At 69.2% G+C, this 17,816-nt stretch carries 17 protein-coding genes and 1 pseudogene; 8 read left to right on the plus strand and 10 right to left on the minus strand.

Annotation, left to right across the window (positions count from 1 at the left end; all coding sequences use genetic code 11):
* Positions 1-137 precede the first annotated feature (137 nt).
* From AC07NS_RS10855 to AC07NS_RS10865, 3 genes are all read right to left on the minus strand, one after another.
* Positions 138-1,400: an O-antigen ligase family protein gene (locus AC07NS_RS10855; RefSeq protein ID WP_494603104.1), complete on the minus strand. Its 1,263-nt coding sequence runs from the start codon at positions 1,398-1,400 to the stop codon at positions 138-140.
* On the minus strand, positions 1,397-2,098 hold the full coding sequence (locus tag AC07NS_RS10860; RefSeq protein WP_487288228.1) for a P-loop NTPase family protein: 702 nt from the start codon (positions 2,096-2,098) through the stop codon (positions 1,397-1,399). Before AC07NS_RS10860 ends, AC07NS_RS10855 begins: the two co-directional genes overlap by 4 nt.
* A gap of 94 nt (positions 2,099-2,192) precedes the next feature.
* On the minus strand, positions 2,193-3,695 hold the full coding sequence (locus AC07NS_RS10865; RefSeq protein ID WP_494603105.1) for a GumC family protein: 1,503 nt from the start codon (positions 3,693-3,695) through the stop codon (positions 2,193-2,195).
* A gap of 86 nt (positions 3,696-3,781) precedes the next feature.
* Between AC07NS_RS10865 and AC07NS_RS10870 the strand changes: the two genes are divergently transcribed.
* Complete coding sequence (locus AC07NS_RS10870) at positions 3,782-4,522, plus strand: polysaccharide biosynthesis/export family protein (protein WP_494603106.1); 741 nt, start codon at positions 3,782-3,784, stop codon at positions 4,520-4,522.
* A 65-nt stretch (positions 4,523-4,587) separates the two neighbouring features.
* Here the strand turns inward: AC07NS_RS10870 and AC07NS_RS10875 are convergent, their stop codons facing one another.
* Positions 4,588-4,866, minus strand: a complete 279-nt coding sequence (locus AC07NS_RS10875) for an SEL1-like repeat protein (protein WP_110121985.1) — start codon at positions 4,864-4,866, stop codon at positions 4,588-4,590.
* Positions 4,867-5,040: 174 nt separating this feature from the next.
* On the minus strand, positions 5,041-5,766 hold the full coding sequence (locus AC07NS_RS10880) for a glutathione S-transferase N-terminal domain-containing protein (protein WP_494603107.1): 726 nt from the start codon (positions 5,764-5,766) through the stop codon (positions 5,041-5,043).
* 179 nt (positions 5,767-5,945) lie between these two features.
* On the opposite strand from AC07NS_RS10880, the gene AC07NS_RS10885 reads away from it, so the two are divergent.
* Positions 5,946-6,461, plus strand: coding sequence for an RcnB family protein (locus AC07NS_RS10885; protein ID WP_494603108.1), 516 nt, complete (start codon positions 5,946-5,948; stop codon positions 6,459-6,461).
* Between the two features lie 203 nt (positions 6,462-6,664).
* Positions 6,665-7,063 carry a proteophosphoglycan 5 gene (locus AC07NS_RS10890; RefSeq protein ID WP_494603109.1) on the plus strand — a complete coding sequence of 133 codons (399 nt, stop codon included), beginning with the start codon at positions 6,665-6,667 and terminating at the stop codon, positions 7,061-7,063.
* Between the two features lie 97 nt (positions 7,064-7,160).
* Here the strand turns inward: AC07NS_RS10890 and AC07NS_RS10895 are convergent.
* The 3 genes and pseudogenes from AC07NS_RS10895 to AC07NS_RS10905 form a co-directional block, all read right to left on the minus strand.
* Positions 7,161-7,297 (minus strand): annotated as a pseudogene (locus AC07NS_RS10895) (TPM domain-containing protein); the annotation flags it as partial.
* Between the two features lie 27 nt (positions 7,298-7,324).
* Positions 7,325-8,821, minus strand: coding sequence for an Asp-tRNA(Asn)/Glu-tRNA(Gln) amidotransferase subunit GatB (gene gatB / locus AC07NS_RS10900; RefSeq protein WP_494603110.1), 1,497 nt, complete (start codon positions 8,819-8,821; stop codon positions 7,325-7,327).
* A gap of 150 nt (positions 8,822-8,971) precedes the next feature.
* Positions 8,972-9,427, minus strand: coding sequence for a hypothetical protein (locus AC07NS_RS10905; protein ID WP_494603111.1), 456 nt, complete (start codon positions 9,425-9,427; stop codon positions 8,972-8,974).
* Between the two features lie 232 nt (positions 9,428-9,659).
* On the opposite strand from AC07NS_RS10905, the gene AC07NS_RS10910 reads away from it, so the two are divergent.
* Positions 9,660-9,860, plus strand: a complete 201-nt coding sequence (locus AC07NS_RS10910; RefSeq protein ID WP_494603112.1) for a hypothetical protein — start codon at positions 9,660-9,662, stop codon at positions 9,858-9,860.
* 38 nt (positions 9,861-9,898) lie between these two features.
* Here AC07NS_RS10910 and hrpB read toward each other — a convergent pair whose 3' ends face one another.
* A complete protein-coding gene (gene hrpB / locus AC07NS_RS10915; protein WP_494603113.1) occupies positions 9,899-12,343 on the minus strand; it encodes an ATP-dependent helicase HrpB in 2,445 nt (814 codons plus the stop codon).
* Between the two features lie 181 nt (positions 12,344-12,524).
* Between hrpB and AC07NS_RS10920 the strand changes: the two genes are divergently transcribed.
* Complete coding sequence (locus AC07NS_RS10920) at positions 12,525-14,141, plus strand: amino acid permease (RefSeq protein ID WP_494603114.1); 1,617 nt, start codon at positions 12,525-12,527, stop codon at positions 14,139-14,141.
* Between the two features lie 75 nt (positions 14,142-14,216).
* The gene (locus AC07NS_RS10925; protein WP_494603115.1) at positions 14,217-14,927 is read left to right on the plus strand and encodes an MBL fold metallo-hydrolase; all 711 of its coding nucleotides are present in this window, start codon (positions 14,217-14,219) and stop codon (positions 14,925-14,927) included.
* Positions 14,928-14,934: 7 nt separating this feature from the next.
* Here AC07NS_RS10925 and AC07NS_RS10930 read toward each other — a convergent pair whose 3' ends face one another.
* Positions 14,935-15,375, minus strand: a complete 441-nt coding sequence (locus tag AC07NS_RS10930; RefSeq protein WP_494603116.1) for an EF-hand domain-containing protein — start codon at positions 15,373-15,375, stop codon at positions 14,935-14,937.
* 105 nt (positions 15,376-15,480) lie between these two features.
* On the opposite strand from AC07NS_RS10930, the gene AC07NS_RS10935 reads away from it, so the two are divergent.
* Together AC07NS_RS10935 and AC07NS_RS10940 are read left to right on the plus strand one after the other, a co-directional pair.
* Positions 15,481-16,248 carry a response regulator gene (locus AC07NS_RS10935; protein WP_494603117.1) on the plus strand — a complete coding sequence of 256 codons (768 nt, stop codon included), beginning with the start codon at positions 15,481-15,483 and terminating at the stop codon, positions 16,246-16,248.
* Positions 16,245-17,735 (plus strand): ATP-binding protein, encoded by a 1,491-nt coding sequence (locus tag AC07NS_RS10940; protein ID WP_494603118.1) that lies wholly within the window; start codon positions 16,245-16,247, stop codon positions 17,733-17,735. Before AC07NS_RS10935 ends, AC07NS_RS10940 begins: the two co-directional genes overlap by 4 nt.
* Positions 17,736-17,816: the final 81 nt, after the last annotated feature.

The following is a 17,816-nucleotide window of genomic DNA, read 5'->3' on the forward strand; positions in this document are numbered from 1 at the left end:
GTTCCGTTCGCATGTGAGGCGCAAGCGGCGTGCTCAGCACGCCGCCTCATCCGCTCTTGCGGCCGATAGAGGGGTTCCCGCCACAAGGGCGGGAATGACGGGAGAAAAATTGGGGCGGCCGGAAGTAAGAACCCCCCCTACCGCTCCAGCTCCCGATCCGGGAACGCCAGCTTCGCCGCCAGGGCCACGAACAGCACCCAGCGGAAGTCGTTGTAGGCCACCGCGATGCTCTCGGTCAGGGCCACCAGGCTGTAGACGACCAGGAACGGGAAGGCGAGCAAGGCCCCCCGGTCGCGGAACACCGCCAGCAGGGCCAGGGCCATGGTCTGGATGTAGAACAGCCCCCAGGCCGCCAGGCCGAACAGGCCCATGCCCAGCCACTGCTCCAGCCACGAATTGTGCGCGTGCTGGGCCTGGAAGCCGGCGTTCTTGCTGATCCAGGCGAACGGCCCCCAGCCGCTCTTGTCGCCCCAGACGGCGTGATAGCCATAGCCCAGCCAGGGCCGGTCCTGGATCTCGACCATGGCCGCGCTCCAGATCTTGGTGCGGCCGGTCAGGGTGGCGTCCTTGCCGAGGATGGCGAAGAAGACGTCCGAGGCCAGCAGCAGGAAGGCCGCCAGCAAGACGACGCCGGTCACCGCCGTCCAGGTCGCCGCCGCTCCCGCCGCCGGTCCGCGTCGGGCGATCAGCACGAAGCCCAGCGCCGCCACGCCCAGCATCAGCGACACCAGCGAGGTCTTGGAGGTCGACATCAGCACCAGGCCCACGGCCAGGGCCGCGAAACCCCACCACAGCTTGGCCCGCGGCGGGTTCAGCAGGGCCGCCGCCGACAGGATGCAGAAGCCGAAGGCCATCATGCCGCCCAGGCCGTTCTTCTCGCGCCACAGGCCCCGCCAGGCGCCTGGGAAAAGCTCGGTCATCACCCCGATGCGCGGCACGGCGATGCAGACCACGTAGGAGGCGACGATCAGCACCGCGAAGGTCGCCGCCATCACCTCGGCCAACTCCCGCCAGCGGAAGCGTCCGGCCAGGGCGACGCCGCACAGGGTGGTGCAGGTCACGGCGAAGGCCCGGCGGGTGGTGACGTCGGGCGCGATCGACCACAGCACCGACAGGCAGACGATGCCGATCAGGGCGAACAGGAACGGCTGGCGCACCGAGACGCGCAGGCTGTTGCGCGGGTCGAGAGCGATCAGGCCGAAACCGGCCGCGTAGGCCGGCAGATAGGCCACGCGCAGGATGGCCGAGCCGGCCTCGTCGGCGTTCTCGCCCACCAGAGGCAGTTCCCAGCCGCCGCTGAACAGCAGGAGCAGCAGCACCGCGCCGGCGAAAATGGCGATCTGGGGGAAGAGGAGTCTCGGCGGCGCGACGCTGACCGGCCCGCCGTAGGACGAAGTCACGGCAGGATGGCCCGCAGGAAGCTCGGCGGCGTCACCGAGGCCTGGTTGAAGAACACCCCGGCGCAGCGGCCGCCCGCCGAGGCCAGGGCGTCGCGCAGCAGGCCCGGTGGCCGCACGTCGGCTTCCTGGGCGCTGACCACGAGGACCGTCTGGTCCATGTGCTGGGCGATGGTCAGGGCGGCCTGCGAGCGGTCGGCCGATGGGCAGTCGACGACGATGATCTCGGCATGCCGGCGCAGGGACGCCCAATATTCCACGCCGGGCAGGATGTGGGCCTTCTGGCGGCCGCGCAGGGCCTCGCGCTTGAAGCGGGTCACCCAGAAGCGCGGCCCGCCGACGCTGTGGGCGGCCACGTACTTGGCGTCGGGCCACACCCCGCCGTCCGGCTTCGGCGCCGGAGGCTGGACGGTGAAGAACATCGAGCCGTCGGGGCTGGCGGCCGCGCCCGAGCCCAGCGGACCATAGCGTTCCGGATCGGCGGCGATGGCCTGGTATTGCGGCGAGGTGGTCAGATCCAGGTCGATCAGCCAGGTGCGCCGGCCGGCGCGCTTGGCGGCGAAGCGGGCGAATTCGCGGGCGGCCGTCGAGGTCCCCTCCCCCCGCCGGGCCGAGACGAACTGGACGACGTGCGCACGGCCGGCCGCGGGGGCGCCGAGCGACCCCCACAGTTCAGCCATCTCGACGTTCAAATCCACCATTCGTCCGAATCGCCGCGCGTTGAAGACCGTAGAAACTAATGCCTAACCATGTTCGCGCGAAAGGCGACCAAATCGCCCATGCCGGAACGAACCTCTAGGCCGCTCGCTTGACGCCGGCCGTGGCCAGCACCGGCAGGCCCAGGGTGCGGGAGGCCGAGGCCGGGGTCTGCAGACCCGGGCGCAGCAGCATCCGCACCAGGCCCGCGCAGGCGGCGGTGAAGGCGGCGAACAGGATGGCCAGCACCAGCACCGGCTTCTTCAGGCTCTTGCCCTCCGACGGCGCCACCGCGCGCTGGACGATGCGGATGTTGTCGCTGCTCTCGGCCGACATCTGCCGCTGAGCCTCGTCCTGCTGTTCCTTGACCGTGAAGTCGCGGACGTTGGACGACAGCACGTCGCGGTCGCGGGTCAGCTGATTGAACTCCGGCTCCAGCTCGGCCAGGCGCAGCAGACGCTGGTTCACTTCCTGGGCCTGGAGGGCGTAGGCGCCCTGCGACTGCTTCAGGGCCGCGACCTCTGCGGCCAGGTCGTTGCGGGTCGAGGCCAGGGTCTGCCAGATCGGATTGGGGCCGCTGCGACGCGCGCCCTCGCCGTTGGTGCGGCCGCTGGCCACGCCCTGCTCCAGTTGGGCGATCTGGGCGTCGATGTCGCGCACCGGCTGGGCGGTCGGCAGGTAGCGCGACAGCAGGCCTTCGCGATCGAGCTTCAACTGCGCCAGCTTCGTCGAGGCCGACATGTCCTGGTCGCGATAGAGCACGGCTTCCGACGGCGTGCGCGCCAGCTCCGACTGCACCGAGGCCAGACGGCCCTCACGATCCTGGAGCTGGGCCTCGATCGAATACTTCTGCCCCTCCACCTGGGCCTGAAGCTGGGTCAGGGCCGTCTTCTGGGCGGTGAAGTCGCCGATGTCGTTGCTTTGCAGGAAGGCCTGATAGGCGGTGTCGGTCTCGGCCAGGCGCTGCTGGAAGCTGTCGCGCTGGCGCGACAGCACCTTGTCGTCGTCGTTGATCAGCAGGCTGCGGCGATAGATCAGGTACTCTTCCAGCAGGGTGTTGAGCACCTTCTCGGCCGTTTCCGGATCCTGGTGCTGGTAGGCCAGGCGGATGATCGAGTTGTCGGGCGCGGTCTCGATCTTCAGGCTGCGGCCGACGCTGTCGCGCCCCTGGGCGATCATCTTGCGCTTTTGCTCGGGATTGGCCGAGGCGAACTTGACGGCGGCGTCCGGGAACACGGTGGCGAAGCCCAGCTTGCGGATCACCCGCTCGCGCAGCTCGCCGCTGCCCAGGATCTCGCTTTCCGACTGGATCACCTGGTCGACGTCAGGCACCGCGCCGCGGGCGGCGTCGCCGGCGCGCGGCTCGTAGACGTATTCCTGGCCCAGGCGAACGAACAGGCTGGAGCTGGCGGTGTAGGTCTTCTTCAGCGTGAAGGCGAAGGCCGCCCCCAGGAACAGGATCACCAGGAACACGCCGAGCATGAGCCAGCGCTCACGCCACAGCAGCGTGATGAAGTCCGTCGGCGCATAGCGGGCCCGCGCCGCCCAGTCGCGTCGCGACGGCGGGTCGTGCGGCACGCTGGTCCAGGCGCTCGTCGACATGCGAATCCAATGGGTCCAATCTTCAATCGAACCCTGGGGCTTCCGGGCTTAAGGTTTGGTTACCTATGTTTGGTAAGAACCGTCGCATGGATCGGCGCATCGCTCTCTCCACCGCCCTGGCACTGGTGCTCGCGAGCACCGGCCTCTCGGCTTGCGGCCACATCGACGGCGAGCCGATCACGCCCGCCGCGCGCCCCACCGGCCAGTTTCCCAATATCGGTTACGCCGACTGGAGCGAGGCCGAGCCCGCCTACCGGTTCTATCCGGGCGACGAGATCGAGGTGAGCGTACCTTCGGCGACGGAGCTTAATAAGTCGGCCGTGATTCAGCCGGACGGCCGCGTCGCTTTGCCGCTGGTCGGTCCGGTCATGGCCGCCGACCGCACGATCGAGGAACTGGAAGGTTCGCTGACCCAGGCCTATGGCCGCCAGCTGCTGCGTCCGCAGGTGCAGGTCTCGGTCAAGAGCACGGCGCCGCTCAAGGTGTTCGTCGGCGGCGAGGTGGGCAATCCCGGCGTCTACGACATGACCGGCGACGGCGACGCCCTGCGGGCCGTCATCCAGGCCGGCGGCTTCAAGAGCTCGTCCAAGCGCAGCCAGGTGATCATCATCCGGCGGGGTCCCGACGGCCGGGCCATGATGCGTACGGCCAACCTGTTGCAGGGTCTGACCGATCCGCGCGGCGTGGACCTGGTGCCTCTTCGCCGCTTCGACATCGTCTACGTGCCCCGGAGCGGTGCGTCCGAAGCGGGCCTCTTCATGCAGCAGTATCTGCGAGACCTGCTGCCGATCAGCTTCAGCTACGCCATCAACGGGCTGAGCAACTAGTCACTTAAAGTCACGGCCGGATCCAGAGGCGTCCGGCCCGAGAGTTAGAACGGCTGAACCGTGGTTCAGCCGTGAGCCAGCCATTCGCGCGCCTGGCGCTGGGCTTCGGCGACGTCTTCGCTAGCCATCTCTTGCGACAGTTCCTTGCGATAGACCTTGGCCTCGACCGAACCGCGCATGGCGGCCAGGTTGAACAGCATGTGCGCCGAGACGTAGTCCAGCGGGGCGCCGCCCTGGCCGGTCGAATACAGCATGCCCATGCGGAACAGTTCGTCGCCGGTCGACTCGGCGCTCGGCAGCGGCAGGCCCATCACGGCGGCGGGCGGTTCGATGCTCATCATCATGACTTCAATTCCCCAGTCCTCCCGAGCTCACCCCAGTGGTTCAGCTCGGCCATGAACACAGAGAAAACCTCGCTCGCTGAACATATAGTTAAGCGCGCAGAGATCATGAATCGAGGCGCGAATACACGCCTCGTTCATTGAAGTTACGCCTGATAAACTCCGGTATATGGTTGGTTAACGCGCCCGTTGGCCAAACAGAACACTGCGGGCCTGTTCCGCAGCTTTTCCAGACGCTTGCAGGCCTCCGGCGCGAAGCTCCGCCCCCAGCTTGAAGCCGCGCTGCACGGCGTCGCGCTCGCCGACCCGGTCGAACCAGGCCTTCAAATCCGGAAATTCCTCGATCTGGATGCCCTGATTTTTCCACGGCACGACCCACGGCCAGATCGCGAAGTCGGCGATGGACAATTGGCCGCAGACGAAATCCTTCCCCGCCAGCTGCTTGTTGAGCACGCCGTACAGGCGGTGGGTCTCGTTGGTGTAGCGGATCGCGCCGTAGGCCAGCTGCCTCTGGTCGGCGATGATCGCGGGGGCGTACTGGCGGAAGTGGTGGGTCTGGCCGGCCATCGGGCCAAGGCCGCCCATCTGCCACATCACCCACTGGTCGATGCCGACCCGGTCACGCTCGGTCTCGCCATAGAACTGGCCGGTCTTGCGGCCCAGATACTGCAGGATCGCGCCGGACTCGAAGATCGAGAGCGGCTGGCCGTCGGGTCCCTGGGGATCGACGATGGCCGGCATGCGGTTGTTGGGGCTGATGGCCAGGAATTCCGGCTTGAACTGCTCGCCCGTGCCGATGTTCACCGGGATCATCTCGTAGGGCAGCCCCATCTCCTCCAGGGCGATCGAGATCTTCCAGCCGTTCGGCGTGGGCCAATAGTGCAGCTCGATGGGGCTGGTCATGCGCGTCTCCCGAGAACCTCTGTTCTTGCGCGCCAACATGGCCATGCGCGCGCGCGACGCCAAGACGCATCCTGACATGACCGTTCAGCGAGGGTTCAGACGGCGGAGCTCATCGTGGTCATCAAGGTCGAGGGACTTGGCCGCCGGAAGGCGACCGCTGACCACAAGGAGACGTCCACATGAAACGTCTGTTGCTCACCATCGCCGCCGTGGCCTCGGTCGCCGGCCCGATGGCCGCCATGGCCACCGACGCCTCGGCGCAGGGCCGCGGCAACTGGGACCGTCATGACGACCGCGGCGACCGCCGCGATGATCGTCGGGATGGCCGCTGGGATCGCCGCGACGACCGTCGTGATGACCGCCGCGACAGCCGCTGGGATCGTCGGGATGACCGTCGCGACAACCGCGGCTGGGACGACCGTCGCTACAACGGCTACTACTACCAGAACCGCTGGTACTACGGCGCCCCGCCGGCCCACTACTACGGCCGTCAGGACTATCGCCCCGGCTACAGCGCCTGGCGCCGCGGCGGCTACCTGCCGCCCTACTATCGCGGCGGCGGCTACGTCGTTCACGACTACGGCCGCTACCACCTGCGTCATCCGCCGCGCGGCTACTACTGGTACCGCACCGGCAACGACTACGTGCTGGCGGCCATCGCCACCGGCCTGATCTTCGAGATCATCAACAACTAGATCGTCGTTCACTGAACGGCATCTAGAAGCTCTTGCGGCGCCCCGGGAACTCCACCTGGGGCGCCGTTTTTGCGCCACGCTCGCCGCGCGTGCGTCACGCATGCGGCCGCAAAGCCCGATTGCGGGGTCATTTCGGCCGCAAGCCGCCCCCAGCGTTCGCTCCGCGTCACAGTCCGACGCCGCAGCCACGAAGGCGCTTACCGATGAAGAGCTTGCGCATTACCGCCGCCGTCCTCGCCCTCGCCGCCGCCGGTTACGCCGGATCGGCCCTCGCCCAGCAGACCCCCGCCGACCCGTCGTCCCAGACCCCGCCCTCGACCGGCGCCGGCAGCTGGGGCTCGTCGACCACCACGACCACCGATCCGTCGGCCTCGACCACGGCGCCGGCCACGACCGACAGCACGACGCCGCAGGCCGACAGCGCCGCGAGCGCGGGCTCGCCCACCTCGGCCACCGCCACGGGCGACACCTCGACCACCACCGCCCCGGCGGCCGAGGACGCGGCCAAGCCCGCCAAGAAGGCCAAGAAGCACAAGAAGTCGGCCGACGACGCGGCCGCCTCGTCGTCCGCGACGCCGCAGGACCCGTCCACGCCTCAATAGAGCGCGTCTGTTCGAGTCCCCCAAAGAGAAGGGCCCGCCGCTTTCGCGACGGGCCCTTTCGATATTCACCAAACTCCTCCCCCGTAGCGAAGCGTGCGGGGGAGGTGGCGCGGCGCGGATACGCGACGCGACGGAGGGGGCGACGGCCGGCACTGAGCCCAGTCTCGCCCCCTCCACCGCGGAGCCTGTCCTCGGGCGCGCGCTTCGCGCGACCCGGGGGCGGCCCCCTCCCCCGCAAGCGGGGGAGGAACAGGCCGTAAATCAGAGACCCAGCTTGGCCTTCAGCAGGTCGTTGACCGTGCCCGGGTTGGCCTTGCCGCCGGTGGCCTTCATCACCTGGCCGACGAACCAGCCGATGGCCTGGGGCTTTTCCTTCACCGCCGCGGCCTTGTCGGGATTAGCGCCGATCAGCTCGTCGATCGCCGCCTCGATGGCGCCGGTGTCGTTGATCTGCACCAGGCCGCGCTTCTCGACGATCTCGGCCGGGCGGCCCTCGCCGGCCCACATGTGCTCGAAGACCTCCTTGGCGATCTTCGACGAAATCGTGCCGTTCTCGATCAGCTCGACCAGCTGGGCGATGTCCGAGGCCGGCAGCGGCGAGGCGGCGATCTCGTGGCCGCCCGACGACAGCTTCGACAGCAGCTCGTTGGTCACCCAGTTCGACACCAGCTTGGCGTCGCGGCCCTTGGCGGCGGCTTCGAAGTAGTCGGCGCGGTCGCTCTCGATGATCAGCACGCCGGCGTCATAGGCCGACAGGCCGTACTGGCTCTGCAGGCGGGCCTTCTTGGCGTCCGGCAGTTCCGGCAGGGTCTCTTCGATCGACTTCACCCAGGCCGGGTCCAGCACCAGCGGCAGCAGGTCCGGATCGGGGAAGTAGCGATAGTCGTGCGCCTCTTCCTTCGAACGCATCGAGCGGGTCTCGCCCTTGGCCGGGTCGAACAGACGGGTTTCCTGGTCGATCACGCCGCCGTCTTCCAGAATCTCGATCTGCCGACGGGCTTCGTACTCGATGGCCTGCTGGATGTAGCGGTAGGAGTTGACGTTCTTGATCTCGCAGCGCGTGCCCAGGTGCTTGAAGCTGCCGGTCTCGCGGAACTTCTCGTAGTCGCCCGGACGGCAGACCGACACGTTGACGTCGGCGCGCAGGTTGCCCTTCTCCATGTCGCCGTCGCAGGTGCCCAGATAGACGAGGATCGTGCGCAGCTTCTTGACGTAGGCGGCCGCCTCTTCCGAGGTGCGCATGTCGGGCTTGGAGACGATCTCCATCAGCGCCGTGCCCGCGCGGTTCAGGTCGACATAGGTGGCGTTGGGGTCCTGGTCGTGCAGCGACTTGCCGGCGTCCTGCTCCAGGTGCAGGCGCTCGATGCGCACGTCGAAGGTCGTGCCGTCGTCGCGCTCGACCACCACCACGCCCTCGCCAACGATCGGCTGGTCGAACTGGCTGATCTGGTAGCCCTGCGGCAGGTCGGGATAGAAGTAGTTCTTGCGGTCGAAGCGGCTCTTCAGATTGATCTGCGCCTTCAGGCCCAGGCCCGTCTTCACCGCCTGCTCGACGCAGAAGCCGTTCAGCACCGGCAGCATGCCCGGCATCGCCGCGTCGACGAGGCTGACCTGCTCGTTGGGACCGGCGCCGAAGCCGACGGCCGCGCCCGAGAACAGCTTGGACTTGCTGGCCACCTGGGCGTGGACCTCAAGGCCCAGCACGATTTCCCAGTCGCCGGTGCGACCCTTGATGGTCTTGGAAGCAGCTTCGGTCATGTCTCTTATCCTCCCTCCGTCGCCGGAAGGCCGGTTAGTGCGGGGCGGCGAAGCAGGCCTCGCCGTTTCAGGGGTTCCTCATGCACCGTGGGGGTCGTTGAGCGCAAGGTTCAGAGCGGAATTCTCCTGCCCGCGCCGGCCGCGCCAACACTACTTGGCGGCGGGCTTGGCCGCCTCGTTGATCAGACCCTCGAACGCCTTCTCGTCCATGAAGCCCTGCAGCTCCGCCAGGCTCGCAGCGACCTTGGGGTCGCTCATCAGCCCTTCCATGGCCGTCCCGCCCAGAACCTCGAAGGCCTGCCCGATTGCGTCGGTACCATCCTCGCGCAACGCCTGGGCGGTTTCCTTGCGGCAGTCGACGAGCATCAGCCGCTGCATCATGGTCGCGGTCCGCTGCGACATCGCTGTCCGCTGTTCCGGCGTGATATTGGCGTAGGCCGCCACCGAGGGGTGCGTGCTCATCGCCGCGAAGATCCACACGACCAGCGCCTCGCGATCCTTCGGCGACGTCGAGTCGATCAGGCATTTTCCCATCGCGTCGCCTTGCTCGCCGGCCTGAGCCGAAGACACAGCTCCCGCCAGCGCCGCCACGACGCTCAGCGACATCAGAAACCTACGCATCCAATCCCCCAACGCTCCACGAACACGAAAGCTTAGCCATAAGCGCGCCCCAAGGTGGTGTCGAGCCCACGCTCGCTCCGAGGTGTAAGCCCGCGCCAGACTGACTGTCGCGATTGGACACTTTGTCCACGACACCTGAGCGAACAAAGTTGATAGACACCCACGCTTCAGAAAAGCGACACACGGCGCCTTTCGAAAATCCTGGTGGAGTGAAGTCGTGGACTGGGAAAACCTGTTTCCTATCGTTTTCTTCCCACTCAAGATCATAGTGCTGGGCGTCGGCATGTTCTTCTCGATCAAGTGGCATCACGACCAAGCCAAGAAGGACAAGCAGAAAGAGGCCGATCGCCGCGACGCCATGGACGGCGCTCCGGACGCCGGCGTGAAGACGACGCTGACCGCCGATCAGGCGCAATAGCGCAGGCGTTCACCTAGGCCGGCGCCGTCGGCCGCCCCTCACGTCCCCCGAGGCTTGGCCCGCGTCGTCGGCGCCGCGCTGGCCGGATCGTCCGGCCAGACGTGGCGGGGATAACGGCCCTTCATCTCGACCTTCACTTCGCGCCAGGAGCCTTTCCAGAAGCCCGGCAGATCCTTGGTGATCTGGATCGGGCGGTGGGCGGGCGACAGCAGGGCCAGGGTCAGGGGGACCTTGCCGTTCGCCACCGACGGGTGCTCGGCCAGGCCGTAAAGCTCGCCCACCCGCACCTCGACGCGCGGACCGCCCTCGGCGCCATAGTCGATGGCGAAGGTCGAGCCGGTGGGGGCGGTGAAGCGCGCCGGGGCCTGGGCCTCGATCTTGCCCTGCATGTCCCACGGGATCAGCGTCTTGATCGCCGCCTCCAGCGTGGCCTCGTCAAGGCTGACCAGCGACGAGCGGCCGGCCAGCAGCGGTTCCAGCCATTCGTCCAGCCGCGCGACCAGGGCCGCTTCCGACAGGTCCGGCCAGCTCTCTCCGTCGTGCGCGCGCAGGAAGGCCACGCGGTCGAGCAGCCCCCTGCCCCGCTCGCCCAGCTTCAGGGCCGCAAGGCCGTCGGCCCGCACCTGATCGGCCAGGGCGCCGGCGATCAGGGCCGGGTCGGGCCTGTCGATGATATTCTCGTCGACCACCAGCTTGCCCAGGCGCAGCAGGCGCTTGGCGCGCAGCTTGCCGCCGCCGCTGGTCTCCAGCCGGTCCTCGGCGACCAGGCGGTCGGCGAAGGCGGCGCGCAGGGCCTCCTCGTCGAGCGGCGCGGCCAGCAGGATGCGGTCGCGGGCCTCGCCCCCGCCCAGTTCGCCCACGGCCAACCAGGTCTCGCGGGCCAGGGCGTCGGTCGGCTCCAGATAGACGCCGCGGCCGCTGGCCAGCTGGTATTCGCCGGGCTTGCCGCGTGCGCGGGCCACCCGCTCGGGATAGGCCTCGGCCAGCAGCAGGGCGTCGTCCAACGGATCGGCCCCGCTGGGCTTGCCGGCCTGGCGCGACCAGCGCTCGGCCAGGGCCCGGGCGTCACGCGCCCGAGGCGTGCGGTCGCGGCCGAAGCCCTCCAGCCGCTGGCGCAGATCCACGCTGCGCCCGCCCAGACCCTGCTCGCTCAGCACGGCGGCGATCTCGGCGGCGCGGTGCGCTTGTCCGGAAGCGGCGGCGCGGGCGACCATGTGGGCCAGGCGCGGGGCCAGCGGCATGTTCGACAGCGCCTTGCCATGCGCCGTCAGCCCGCCGGCCGCGTCCAGCGCCTGCAAACGGGTCAGCAGCGAGCGCGCCTCGCTGAAGGCCGCGCGCGGCGGCGGGTCGAGGAAGGCCAGGCCCTCCGCGTCCTTGGCGCCCCAGCGGGCGAGGTCCAGGGCCAGACGCGACAGATCGGCCTCCAGGATCTCCGGCCGGGCGAAGGGCGTCAGGGCCCGGGTCTCCGGCTCGTCCCACAGGCGGTAGCAGACGCCGGGCTCGGTGCGGCCGGCGCGGCCCCGGCGCTGGTCGGCGGCGGCGCGGGCGACGCGCACGGTCTCCAGCCGGGTCAGGCCGCTGGACGGGTCGAAGCGCGGCACGCGCGAGAGGCCCGCGTCGATCACTACCCGCACGCCCTCGATGGTCAGGCTGGTCTCGGCGATCGAGGTGGCCAAAACCACCTTGCGGCGGCCGGCCGGCGCGGGCTGCACGGCGCGGTCCTGCTCGGCCGGGTCCAGCGCGCCGTAGAGCGGCGCCAGGTCGACGTCCGGACGCCGCAGCCGCTCGGCCAGCCAGCTCTCGGCCCGGCGGATCTCGCCCTGGCCGGGCAGGAAGACCAGCACGCTGCCGGTTTCCTCCGCGAGCGCCCGCTCGACGGCGCGGCCGACGCGCTCCTCCAACCGCTGCCGCTCGTCGCGGCCCAGATAGCGGGTCTCGACCGGGAACATCCGCCCCTGGCTCTCGACCACCGGCGCGTCGCCCAGCAGGGCCGAGACGCGGGCGCCGTCCAGGGTGGCCGACATTACCAGGATCTTCAGGTCGTCGCGCAGCAGCCCTTGAGAGTCGCGCGCGAGCGCCAGGCCGAGGTCGGCGTCGAGACTGCGCTCGTGGAACTCGTCGAAGATCACGCAGGCCACGCCGTCCAGGCCCGGATCGTCGAGAATCATCCGCGTGAAGACGCCTTCGGTCACCACCTCGACGCGCGTTCTGGCCGACACCTTCGACTGCAGGCGCACGCGGAAGCCCACCGTCTCGCCGACGGCCTCGCCCAGGGTCTGGGCCATGCGCGCGGCGGCGGCGCGGGCGGCTAGGCGGCGCGGCTCCAGCATGACGATCTTGCCCTCGCCGACCCACGATTCCCCCAGCAGCGCCAAGGGAACGGCCGTGGTCTTGCCCGCCCCGGGCGGGGCGACGAGAACGGCGGTCTCGCGGTGGCTCAAGGCGCCTTTGAGCGCGGGAATGGCCTGAAAAATGGGCAGCATCGCGCCGGCTTTAGCTGGGCTGGGGATCAACGCCAAGCAGGACTGGACTAGCCTGCCCCCGGGAGAACATTTACGCGCTTCGGCGGCGCGGCCTTGACCCCATGCTCATAAACGGGTCACCGTCCGCAAAATTTTCTAAAGGCGACCCCCGGGGGGGAGTCTTGCCTATCCAGGAGGAACTATGTGGCGCGTAAAATCGCTTGATGCGATCCTAGCGACGGCTGAGAAAAAATCCCTTCATCGCTCGCTCGGACCGGTCCAGCTGACGCTGCTGGGGGTAGGCGCGATCATCGGCACCGGGATCTTCGTTCTGACCGCCGCCGCCGCCCAGAAGGCCGGCCCCGGGATGATCTGGAGCTTCGTGATCGCCGGCGCCGTCTGCGCCATCGCCGCGCTCTGCTACTCCGAACTGGCCTCGATGGTCCCCGTCTCGGGCTCGGCCTACACCTACTCCTACGCCGTGATGGGCGAGCCGCTGGCCTGGATGGTCGGCTGGGCGCTGATCCTGGAATACGCCGTCGCCGCCAGCGCCGTGTCGGCCGGCTGGTCGGGCTACTTCCTCGGCCTCATAGAGAACGCCCTGGGCTTCCAGTGGCCAGCCCTGCTCAAGGCTGGACCGGCCTGGTCGATGCACGGCTTCCTGCCGGTGGCCGACTTCAGCGCCGGCATCGTCAATGTTCCGGCCATCATCGTGGCCCTGGCCGTGACCGCCCTGCTGGTCATCGGCACCACCGAAAGCGCCCGCGTCAACGCCGTGCTGGTGGCCATCAAGGTCACCGCCCTGACCGCCTTCATCGTGCTGACCATCCCGGCCATCAAGAGCGGCAACTTCTCGCCGTTCGCCCCCAACGGCTGGTTCGGCCCGCACGGCACCACCGGCATGGGCATCGTCGGCGCCGCGGCCTCGATCTTCTTCGCCTACGTGGGCTTCGACGCCGTTTCGACCGCCGCCGAAGAGACCAAGAACCCGCAGCGCAACGTCCCGATCGGCCTGATCGGCAGCCTGGCGCTCTGCACCGTCTTCTATCTGCTGGTGGCCTCCGGCGCGATCGGCGCCATCGGCGCCCAGCCGGTGCTCGGCGCCGACGGCTCGGCCGTCCAGCCCGGCTCGGCCGCCTTCCAGGCCGCCTGCGCCCTGGCCTCCAACAAGGACAGCCTGGTCTGCTCGAACGAGGCCCTCGCCCACGTGCTGCGCGAGATCAACTGGCCCGTGGTCGGCAACCTGCTGGGCCTGGCCGCCAACCTCGCTTTGCCCTCGGTCATCCTGATGATGATCTACGGCCAGACCCGCATCTTCTTCGTCATGGCCCGCGACGGCCTGCTGCCGGAGAAGCTCGCGGCCATCCACCCGAAGTTCAAGACGCCGCACATCGTGACCATGGTCACGGGCGTGTTCGTCGCGATCGCGGCGGCCTTCTTCCCGGTTGGTCAGCTGGCCGACATCTCCAACTCCGGCACCCTGTTCGCCTTCTTCATGGTGGCGATCGCGGTGATGGTGCTGCGGGTGAAGGATCCCAAGCGCCACCGTCCGTTCAAGACGCCGCTGGTCTGGGTCGTGGCCCCGCTGGCCATGGTCGGCTGCGCGGCGCTCTACTTCAACCTGCCGCTGGAAGCGATGCTGGTGCTGCCGATCTGGGGCGCGCTGGGCCTGGTGATCTACCTGGCCTACGGCATCCGCAAGAGCCACCTGGGCCGCGGCCTGATCGACGTGCCGGAACTGGCCGTCGAGGCGCCGGGCACCTCGGTGCCGCCGATGCCGGGCGCTCCGGCCCCGGGTTCGCCCGAGGAACGGTCTTGATCTTGAGGCCATAGCCTCTAGTTCAGACGGGCGGGATCTTCGGATCCCGCCCGTTTTCGTTTGGAGCTCGCCCCCGTGACCACCCAGTCGCCGATCAGCGCCGTCATCGCCCCGGTCACGCCGCTGCAGCAGAACTGCACGATCGTCTGGTGCTCCAAGACCAAGAAGGCCGCCGTCATCGATCCGGGCGGCGAGGTCGACCGCCTGCTGCGCGCCCTGGCCGACCAGGGCCTGACGCTGGAGAAGATCTGGATCACCCACGGCCACATGGACCACGCCGGCGGCGCGGCCGAGCTGAAGGTCCGGACCGGCGTCCCGATCGAGGGGCCGCACAAGGACGACCAGTTCTGGATCGACCGCATCCAGGAGAGCGGCGAGATGTACGGCGTGCCCGAGGCCCGCATCTTCGTGCCCGACCGCTGGCTGGAAGACGGCGACGTCGTCACCCTGGGCGAAACCCAGTTCGAGGTCCTGCACTGCCCGGGCCACACGCCGGGCCACGTGGTGTTCTTCCACCGCGAGACGAAGTTCGCCCAGGTCGGCGACGTGCTGTTCCAGGGCTCCATCGGGCGGACGGACTTCCCGCGTGGCAACCACCAGGACCTGATCGACGCCATCACCGGCAAGCTGTGGCCGCTGGGCGACGACGTGCGCTTCGTGCCCGGCCATGGCCCGATGTCGAGCTTCGGGGCCGAGCGCCGCAGCAATCCCTTTGTCGGCGACCGCGCGGTCGCCGCCATGAAGGGGCCCGGCTACACGGCTCCGGTGAACCGCTCGCCGGGCTGATCAGCGCCTACTGGGGCGGCCGGCCGCCGGGCGGACCCATGCGGAACTCGTCGCCGGTCAGCTTGCCGTCCGTGTTGCCGTCGGACTTGGCGAACTGCTCGCGGGCCGCGGCCAGGGCTTCGTCCTTGGTGATCTTGCCGTCGTGATCGGCGTCCTGCGCGGCCAACTGGGCCAGCATGCGCGCGCCAAAGCCGCCGCCCGCGCCTTCACGTTCCTCGAAGCGCTTCTTGATCGCGTCGATCTCGGCCGAGTCGATCACGCCGTCCTTGTTGGCGTCGAAGCGCTCGAAGCGCTGCAGAGCGAAAGCGTCGTATTCCGCGGCGGTCACGGCGCCGTCGCCGTCGGCGTCTGGACCGCGCCCCCCAGGCCCTCCCGGCCCGGGCTGGGCGAAGGCCGCGCCGGCGGCCAGCAGGGACAAGCCGAAGACGGCGGTAGCGAGTCGGTTCATGGAAAATGCTCCGTGGCGATTTGACGCTAGGGAGTCACGATCAGGTTGCGCGCCTGTTGCAAGCGTGAAATCTGACGGTGACAGGGGCATGAAAGGACGACCGTCATGGACACCTCCCCGACCACAGCACAGTCCGCCGCTGTCGCGGACACCACCAAGGGCGCCGGCGCCCGCATCCTGATCGTCGACGACGATCCGGGCATTCGCGACGTCGTGTCCGACTTCCTCGTCCGCCATGGCTATGTCGTCGACACCGCCCAGGACGCCCGCACGATGGAGCAGGCCCTGGCCAAGGGCCCGGTCGACCTCGTCGTGCTCGACGTCATGCTGCCGGGCGAAGACGGCCTGGCCATCTGCCGCCGCCTCGCGGCGCAGGACGGCCCCGCCATCATCATGCTCTCGGCCATGGGCGAGGAGACCGACCGCATCGTCGGCCTCGAGCTCGGCGCCGACGACTACCTGCCCAAGCCGTGCAACCCGCGCGAACTGCTGGCCCGCGTCCGCGCCGTCCTGCGTCGCCGCGCCGAGCCGCGCTCCAGCGACGACACCATGGGCGCGGCCTGCGAATTCGCCGGCTGGCGCCTCGACCTCGTCCGCCGCGAACTGCGCTCGCCTCAGTCGGTGGTGGTGAACCTCTCCAGCGGCGAGTTCTCGCTGCTGCGCGCCTTCGTCGAGCGTCCGCAACGGGTCCTGACCCGCGACCAGCTGCTCGACCTGGCCCGTGGCCGCGACAGCGACGCCTACGACCGCGCCATCGACGTCCAGATCAGCCGCCTGCGGCGCAAGCTGGACGACGGCGGCGGCGGCGAACTGATCCGCACGATCCGCAGCGAGGGCTACATGTTCACGCCCAAGGTCACTCGCACGCCATGAAGTTCGCAGTCCCGGGGCGACGCGACGCTCCCCTGTTCGCCCAGGCCCTGGGACTTGTGATCGTCACCCTGGTGGCGGCGCAGCTGATCGCCATCGGGGTCATCTTCAACCTGCCGCCGCCCCCGCCCGAGTTCTATCGCCTCAGCGAGATCACCCGGGCGCTGAAGACCGGCCAGATCGTGCATCCGCGCGACGGACGCCCCCTGGTCATCCGTCATCGCTCGGGCATGAAGCTCGACAACGACGACTCCCCGCGCCGGGCCGAGTTCAAGGCCGCCGTCGGCCGCGAACTGGGCGTGCCGGTCGAGCGCATCTCGATCCTCACCGACAACGGCCCGCGCTTCTTCGTGCGCACCCAACGGCAGAAGACCCCGCCGCCCCAAGGCGGCCCCGGGGGTGGTCCTGGCGGACCCGTCGGTCCGGGTCCAGGCCCCGGCCCAGGGCCGGATGGCGTGGGCGGCATGCCCGGTCCCGGCGGTCCTCCGCCAGCCGCCTTGCAGCGCAACGTCTCGCCCGTCGAGCGCCTGGCCGCGATGATGCGCGACGAGCCGTTCCTGTTTGGCGACTTCGAGCTGGGCGTGCGCCAGGCCGACGGCCGCTGGATGGTGGTCGAGCCCAAGCCGACCTTCCGCTTCGACAGCTGGCAGCAGCGCATCCTGCTGATCCTGGCCCTGTCGGTGCTGGCCGTCTCGCCGCTGGCCTGGCTGTTCGCGCGCCGCCTGGCCGGTCCGATCACCGCCTTCGCCGCCGCCGCCGAGCGCCTGGGTCGCGACCCGCGCGCGCCGCCGCTCAGCCTGTCGGGCTCGGCCGAGGTCAACGCCGCCTCGAACGCCTTCAACAACATGCAGGAGCGCCTGCGCCGCTACGTCGAGGACCGCACCGCCATGATCGGCGCGATCGCCCACGACCTGCGCACGCCGCTCACCCGCCTGCGCTTCCGCATCGAGGCCGCGCCGGAAGACGTCAGGAACAAGCTCGAGGTCGACATCGACCAGATGGAGGCGATGATCTCGGCCACCCTGGCCTTCGTCCGCGACACCAGCCGGGAAGCCGAGCGCACCAAGCTCGAACTGGCCTCGCTGCTGGAAAGCGTCATGGACGAGACGGCCGAGACCGGCGGCGACGCCACGGCCGAGGAGAGCGAGAAGATCGTCGTCGAAGGCGACCCGATCGCGCTGAAGCGCCTGGTCACCAACCTGGTCGAGAACGCCCTGAAGTACGGCGGCGCGGCCCGCGGCCGGGTCTATCGCGAGAACGACTGCGCCGTGATCGAGATCGACGACGACGGTCCTGGCGTGCCGGCCGCCGAACTGGAGCGGGTGTTCGAGCCCTTCTTCCGCGGCGAGCCCTCGCGCAACCGCGAGACAGGCGGCATCGGCCTTGGCCTGGCCGTCGTGCGCTCGCTGGCCCGCGCTCACGGCGGCGACGTCTCACTGTCGAACCGTCCCGAAGGCGGCCTGCGCGCCAAGGTCACCCTGCCGGCCTGAAGCCAGAGGCTTCAGGCCGCTATCGGGCGCGTGGCGGACGCCGAAACCGCCGACGCTTTCGGCCGCCACGCTCCGAGCCGC

This window comes from Caulobacter sp. GW821-FHT10A10 (assembly GCF_059415745.1).